We start from the raw sequence: 7,633 nt of genomic DNA, 5'->3' as shown, positions 1-7,633 counted from the left end.
AAGTAGTTTTTATTGAAAATGGAGGTGGTCAGTTTGCTCCGGAATTAGGTGGTCATTTTGAATTGGAATCAGGTGGTCACTTTAAATTGGAATTGGGTGGTCAATATCACTGGAATTTGCAATATTAGATTATAAAAGCAAAATCATCTTTCCATTAAACCAATTTCTGCTAAAGTTATACCACTTTGAGATGACTTGAAATTCGTAAATACTCAGTTTTCGGCATTGCTGAAAAATTATTGCGAAACAGTAATTCCACTAAATTACAGCTAGCTCAAAATTGCAGGTAGCAGCTGCCCTTCTTTAATTGTAATGACCTTTTTATTTAGTGTTAGCTTCATATACTTCTCTTAAAAAGAACTGTTGATGAACTGAGGCCATTTTGTTACAAAATTCAGTTGCAGTTTGTTTTTGTTCATGCGCAAAAAGAAATGAAACTAAATCAGTAATATAATCTTTATCAATTGCTATCATGTAATCTTTAAAAGTAAGCGACGAAATTATTTTACCAATTGCATTTGCTGTCTTATTTGGATTGCCTTTTGTCTTTAGAGTTACAAGAAATTCAAGAAGATTGCGTATTGAACGTATTTTATCAGTGTGTTTACAAGACTTAAGTATAAGATTTGTGTACAAGTCATTTAATTCTGGCGCAAAAACAATCCAATTAGAAAGCGTTGCTAGATTCTTTTGTTCTTCCTCAATTTTCGAATTTTCATATTTACCAGCTAAGTATTTCCATAAGTCAATAATTATTTGCTGAAACTCTTGTTGTTCTAATTCCGATAAGTTTCTTGAATAAGTTTCTTGTTGCCAAATGAAATGAATTAATTCACCAACTTCGTTTGGTGAAGCGATATTTAAAAATTTAAAAAGTAATTTTTTAGAAGAAATAGTTTCATATTTCCAAAAGTAAAAAGCTGTCAAATGTCCAATTAATCCATTATTATTAAAGCTCTTTAATTGGATATTTTCGTCAATCGCCCTTTCATAGTGAGGATAAAATATAGTGTAAAGTTCTTTGTTATATGGTGGTTTTCCGAAAGCACACCCCCCCATAAAAGCGACCCATTCTCTATCTTCAGTTGTATAATGCTTTTTTACTTGCTCTATCATCCAATCATTATCTAAAAAGCAAAACTGCTCAAAATACATACCTTCCAAAACGAATCCATCAATAATTCCTTTTTCTAAACTTTCTTCAAGTAATAATTTTATATCTGCTTCCCATTTTTCTTCACCTTCTTGTTTAAAGAGATTTCTTGCTCTTCGCAGTGAGTAATCTAACAAAGCTTTTAAAGACTTTCCAGCCACTGAATTGAGCGAATATGTTGGATAATCCATATTTGGTTCTCTTAAATCTTCTACTCTTTTCAGGTTAATTATAATGATTTGAATTATTTCCTTAGCAAGAGGAAGTAATTTAATATCAAATGCGTTAGTGTCATTTTGCAAACCATCAGATAGAAGATTTGCTATAGAACCAATTACCCAATCTGGTTTTGCACGCCAACCATCATTTTCAACATTAAGTGCATTACTATAAAAATTTGAGCTTTTTAGAGTAGTCAAACAGTAATTAAGCACTTTTTCCCAATCAAATATTTTTTGTTCTTTCCATGCCCTACCAAATGCACGTAGCATACGATAAGAGTATATATGAGGTATATCTTGATATAATTCTATTTCAGTGGCGAATTTTTCAGGTACTGTTTCAACCGCACTTCCAAATGTATCCGACAAACCATCAATACTTGCTTCGTCAAAACTCCTTTTGGGATTAAAAGTTTTAATTTGTTCTACTATTTGACTATTACTTTTTCTAATCAAATCATCTTTTGAAATCGGTGAAATTGAGCCACTTGTTACACGGATTTCACCGAAGTTCTCATAGTGTTCACTTTGAATGTTTAATTCTTTTGAAAGTGACAAATATTTATCTTTAAAAGGGGGAATGTCTTTTAAAGCGGAATACCATCCAAGTTTCCAATATTCATCATTCTTTTCGGTTTGATCTTCACTTTTATCTTTTTTTCCTTTTTCAATTATGTTTTCAATAATTTCAATTTCATTAATATTTAACTCATTTTGATTTCTTTTTAGCAAATCATATAGTTCTTTTTGATACTTATCATTTGAAAATAGATGCAAAGCATCATTATCCTTTATCAGTTCAAAAAATAGAGCTTTTGCCGTTTCCCAATTTTCACAAATAATATAAAGTGAAATGCGTCTGTAAAAAGGAATTAGATACTTTATATCATAACAAATTGTTTGAAGATTTTTTATTCCTTCTACTGGATTCTGCTTAACTTGTTCATTGATCAAATCACGAAATATCAAAGAAAAAACAGATAAGACTTTTTCATCTGTAGCATATCGGTCATCTAATTTTCTTATGTTATTGAAACGAAAGGTAGATGTGAGATCTGTGTTTAAAGCAAAATTTAATTGCAAAAACGTATCTTCAGTTTCATCAGTCGGCCTATAATTGATGTTTTGTTCTTTTAGAATTGAAACAAGTTCTTGCTTGAGTTTTATCTCGCTTTTTACCTCCCAATTTGAAATGGTAGAAGTTGTGTTGGTAACTATATTTGCTTTCAATTTTGAAGATACTAAAAGATCTTCCCTTTCAATATGAATTTTGATTTCATATTCTTTATCTCCATCTTTCAAAAAAGTATTTACCCCTTTTGGATAATCAAGAAGTAAGAATTTAATTGTTCTTCCCAAGCTTAATATAAAATCGGAAGTACAATACTTTATAACTTTAGGTATTATATTAGTTTTTTCAAATTTATCGGCTAAAATATGTAAGTCTAACCTTGAATGATAACTGTTTCCTTCTCCGTCCTCCCAAATATTTCCTTGCACATTAGTTTTTTCTACTTGAAAAAGATAGTGTAGAATTATTTCAACTTTATCTATATCAGCTTTGGTTGGATCATCATTCAAAAATTTAGGAAGAAGTTTGTCGCATAATTCTGAGGTCTGAAGCATTGTATCAAACTTACCAGATAGCCAAACAGGTATGTAGTGTATAATTTCTTTGGGTATATTTTCATTTGGAATATTTGATAAAATCTTGATGAAAAGGTACCAAGTTCTGTAATTGTCTTTTGGTTGTTCAGACACATTCTTGATTATAGTTAACAATTCGTCTATTAGTTCAGTTTCTTTTCCCTGACTTATTTGAATGGATAATTTCTCCAAATATCCTAATGCTTCCCAATAAGGAATTTGAAATCCTTCGGTAAGCTGAATAGATTCGAGATTTTTACTAGGGTCAAAATACCCCTCTGATTTTAGAAAGTTAAACCAGCCATTGTTTCCGATATTATTAAAAAAATATTGTTTGTAACTCTCGTGTCTGCTAATTAATGATTTAACCATATCTTCTTCCCAAGACGTAGGTTTTTTTTTACTAATAATCAAATCAAGATATTTTACATTTTCAAGATAATCAATATCAGGATTTGTTATTGTTGTTATCGTCATATCTTTTTTGTCAGCAAGTACTTTTGCAACTTCTTTTCTCGTCTTCTCCCTTAAATAGTCTTGAAAGTTGGGAAGGTTATATTCTTCTTTTCTTAATTCCCCAATAAATCTTGATCCAAAACAATTTTTGATATCGCTAACGTTTTTTTTGTTTCCAAAATAAATATATTCAAGATTTACGTCTTTAAATCGATCTACCAAAAAGTTATGCAAATCGTGCTTTTGATTTACGGCTACCGCAAAATCCCCATCAATTGTAGAGAAAAAGCACTTCGGGTATTTGTTTGATTTTAAATGATTAATTAAGGTCAATATATTGACTGTGTCTTTATAACCTTCTTTAATGTGATTAGGGGGTTGCTTAAGCAAATTTATTTTACCCGCCTCAATAAGAATAGCATCATCGATATTTGCCTTTTCTGAAGTATTTAATATCGAATCTATCCTTTCAATTCTTTTTTGAATTATTTCAGAAATATTATCAGGATTATAAATTTTACTAAATGTAGTGTCATTTTTAAAACGATTTAATAACTCTTCTTCCTTTTCTCTTAAGTGTCTGAAGGCATTCTCTTTACCTTTAATTTTATTTCTATTCCATTCATCTATAATATTTGTTGGAGCAATGTGACTGATAGATATATTTTCAATCCAAAAACATATTTCTTCGAAACAGTTCTCCTCATTATTGAAATCAACTTCTAATAACCCTAACCAAACACAAGTATCTAAAGTTATGTATATCATTTGTTTATTATTGGTTTTTTTTAGCTGTCTGACTTAGGATTGCTGCCAACTAGTATATAGTTCTTATAATATCACTCATATCACCCCAATTTAGGGTAGATAGGTCTGACTAGAGTCAAACCTATATATTGTCAAATATATACTAAGAATCGTATTAATCAAAAATAAATTTTTAATTTACTGAATACTGTAGGTACCATAATTATCAAATGTAATTCGCATGATTAAACAACCAAAATAAGACTTATCAATTAAATAATACAATACCCACTTTTGGTGATATTTCATATAAAAATCCGCTCATCTCTAAAAGGTTGTGCTTTTACATCGTTAGCAGTCTTTCAAGTGTCCCTGAGGGATGACTCTCGGTTGTTTTATTTTATTTAAAACCTTTTCATATCGTTTCGTTACTTTTATTTATGAACTAATTATTGAGGAACGTTGTTGTTCTATGTGTAACTTATTACGGCTGAGTTACACTTGTTGTTACGGATAACTATTTGATTATTAAGTTTGTTACGGTTGTTACACTTAAAACTCACTTATAACATACTATGAAATATCAAACAGTATTTAACACTACCTTTTTAAATCAGAACAATACATTATAATAAAGTGTAACAAGTGTAACATCCTAGTAATAACGAAAGTTCTAAGTGTAACAGTAAGTGTAACGCATCTGTAACAAGTGTAACGGATTAATGTTTTTTAATCCAATTTCTTGTTCTTTGCTCATATGCAAAGTAAAACTCCTTGTTTTCGCTATTGAATTTACCTAACCACGCATCAATAAATTTCTTTGTGTTCTTGGTGGTAAACATTTTTTCACACCTCAAAGGATTTAAAATATCGTTATACTCTTTCAAAAAGTCTGTAACTGAAAAGTCATTACACGTACTATCGATAACGAAATTATTAACGCACCTGTGAAATTCTGTATAAATTACATCGTTATTGAAATACGCCTTATAATTGTCGCCCGCTTTATTGTACTCGGTCTTTATAATTCCATTTTCCAAATACAGTTTAACGCATCGGAACACGAAAGAGTAAAATCGATTCCATTCGTCGGCGTTCCAGTCTTGAAAAAAGGCGCACTTAAATTCATCCTTCGGTGTGTAAGTTGTATTGTAGTAGTCCGTAAACTTGTATTCAATAAACCGCCCATTTGTCGAAGCGTTTTTCTCATCATAAGGAACGACCCAATTTGAAGTAATAGCAAACTTTGGTGCATCTCTAAATTTTATTAATTCAGCTTTCGATCCTTTTCGTTGACAAGAGATATCGCCCAAAATATTAGTGTACAAATCATCATATTTAAAACCCGCTGGCACATCATCAATGATATAAACATTATGCTTTTTTTCAAGGTCTGCAAATACAAAGGTATAACCGCTGTCAAACTCTTTACCTCCCTTAATAATTGACTCCTGTACTTCTTGAACGGCTTTTGATATTAAAGTTTTTCCCCGCCGTCCGTTTCGGGTTTCGTCATCCGCATCCATATCAGTAAGAACGATACAAGGGTTTTTTGTAGTATCCTTATAGTTGTGGCACAAATATCCAAACATCGTGTTAAAACTCTCTACTATGTTTTTGGTGTCTTGCGTATCGACTTTTTTTCGACCTATCGAGGCTCTAATTAAAAACTGCTCGAACATCCCAACCTCATCGGTGTATTTAAACTCTCGGCTTTGTATTTCGTGAGGTGCAAAAAATCCTTTTACATCGGTGTACTCTTTACCTTTTATTTGCCCGTTGTCATTCATATCGAAATAGTAGAAACCGTTTTTAAAAGGCAGTCCGAAAGTGTTTTTAGTATCGGAATAATATTCTAATTCTACGGATGGAATTAATAAAAACCCTTGTTTAATGACACTAAAATTCTCCCGTGCTATTGTATTCGCTACTGCATCAAACGAACCCGTAAATTCGTTTATATTGTCTTTTAAAAACGAAACCGTGTCAGTGTTATGATTGAAAAAATCAACAACATTATTGGTATCTCTTAATAAATATATTTTGTCGTCAGGTGTCGAAATTCTCAAAAACTTTTCTTGAATAAAAAATTCTGCATACATCGTAGGCGAAGTGTAAACCTTGTCGTTTTCGTCTATGGAGTAAAAGTTTACTATTTCATTTTCGATAGGAGGCTTTATACATTCCTTAATAGAAAATTCAACCCAATCAAAGACAGAAAAATTACAATCGGTTTCGGCAAGAACAAAAACGCCATCGTGTAATCGTACGTAATCAACTAAATTGTTTTCACTTACAAATCTGTCGATATATTCCTTTTCATACCTTGAGAAGTCTACAAACGCGCCTCCTTTGGTGTTATACCTTTCAAGGGTACAAACTTTGTCCGCATCATTGCCGTAAACCTTAGATAACTCTTTTAAAATCTCGTTTCGGTCTGCTCCTTTGTTGGTGGCGTTTGAATTAAGCAAATAAGCAAATGTTTTTTTGTCGAGAATATCATAAATAGTATGTCTGTATTCCTTTACTAATTCAATGTCGATGAACGTCGGGAATGCTCTTTTAATGTCATACTCTTTTACTTCAAAAGGCAATTCCCCACGTAATACAGATGGTATATTTGTCAAGGGGTTGTATTCTCTATGTCCGACGGTTTGCACTCCGAATTCCTCATCTAAATCACTTATGTACTGCCCGCTAAACTTCAAGGCCATAAACAAAACATATCTTCTATATGCTTTAATACTAAACGGGTTGAATGTTTCGCCATTTGCTTTTGCCTCATCTACCTTTTTATAATACTCGCCTAGCTTGCTGATGTTATTTTTAAAGTATTTAGCATCGAGTTTTGTACCCGTTTTAATATAACAAGAAACAAATTTCACATAATCGTTATTCCGTAACGGCTCACTTCTTAAAAAAGTAACAACCGACAAAAAAACTTTATCCCTTTTGGTGTGATAATTATCTCTTTTCCAAGCATCGTAAAAAGTAAATGATTCTTTACGGCATTTGCTTTCGGTTTGGACTCTCTTTGTAAATTCGGATTTCCAGTCGCTCATTACGTCGACTTTGGTTTTACCTTTGTCTATTTCCATTACCTATTTTTTTATGATTAGACTTTGGAAAGAAATTAGGGTTTGCAGTTAAATACCATGCACGAAAACCAGTTAATTCGCAAAGTTTTCTTTCGACTTCAAAAAGTAGCCCACGCTCTTCTAAATCTCGCTTGTAACGACAAATACATTTTTGAGGTATTCCAGTCGATTTTGACACCATCGAAGCTGTAGCTGTATTTTTTTGTAAATAGTGAAATATAGTTTTTTCTTGATTATTTGAGTTCGTATATTTGTCTATGGTAGTAGACAAAACATTTTTTGGGCGGTGGTTAGAGTTTATACTTTCCATC

3 protein-coding genes are annotated in these 7,633 nt (G+C 31.6%); all 3 read right to left on the bottom strand.

Features of this window, described 5'->3' with window-relative positions; genetic code table 11:
- Window positions 1-321: 321 nt before the first annotated feature.
- The 3 genes from QO182_RS05980 to QO182_RS05970 all read right to left on the bottom strand — a co-directional run bounded on the left by QO182_RS05980 (window position 322) and on the right by QO182_RS05970 (window position 7,632).
- Window positions 322-4,245, bottom strand: coding sequence for a hypothetical protein (locus QO182_RS05980; protein ID WP_371560460.1), 3,924 nt, complete (start codon window positions 4,243-4,245; stop codon window positions 322-324).
- A 698-nt stretch (window positions 4,246-4,943) separates the two neighbouring features.
- The gene (locus QO182_RS05975) at window positions 4,944-7,322 is read right to left on the bottom strand and encodes a hypothetical protein (RefSeq protein WP_371560458.1); all 2,379 of its coding nucleotides are present in this window, start codon (window positions 7,320-7,322) and stop codon (window positions 4,944-4,946) included.
- Window positions 7,303-7,632, bottom strand: a complete 330-nt coding sequence (locus QO182_RS05970) for a hypothetical protein (protein ID WP_371560457.1) — start codon at window positions 7,630-7,632, stop codon at window positions 7,303-7,305. The genes QO182_RS05975 and QO182_RS05970 overlap by 20 nt, the downstream gene beginning before the upstream one ends.
- Window position 7,633: the final 1 nt, after the last annotated feature.

This window comes from Flavobacterium sp. Arc2, assembly GCF_041431385.1.
GTDB lineage: Bacteria > Bacteroidota > Bacteroidia > Flavobacteriales > Flavobacteriaceae > Flavobacterium.
Note: the sequence above shows the minus strand (reverse complement) of the source record. Positions and strands in the feature narration are given on the sequence as shown.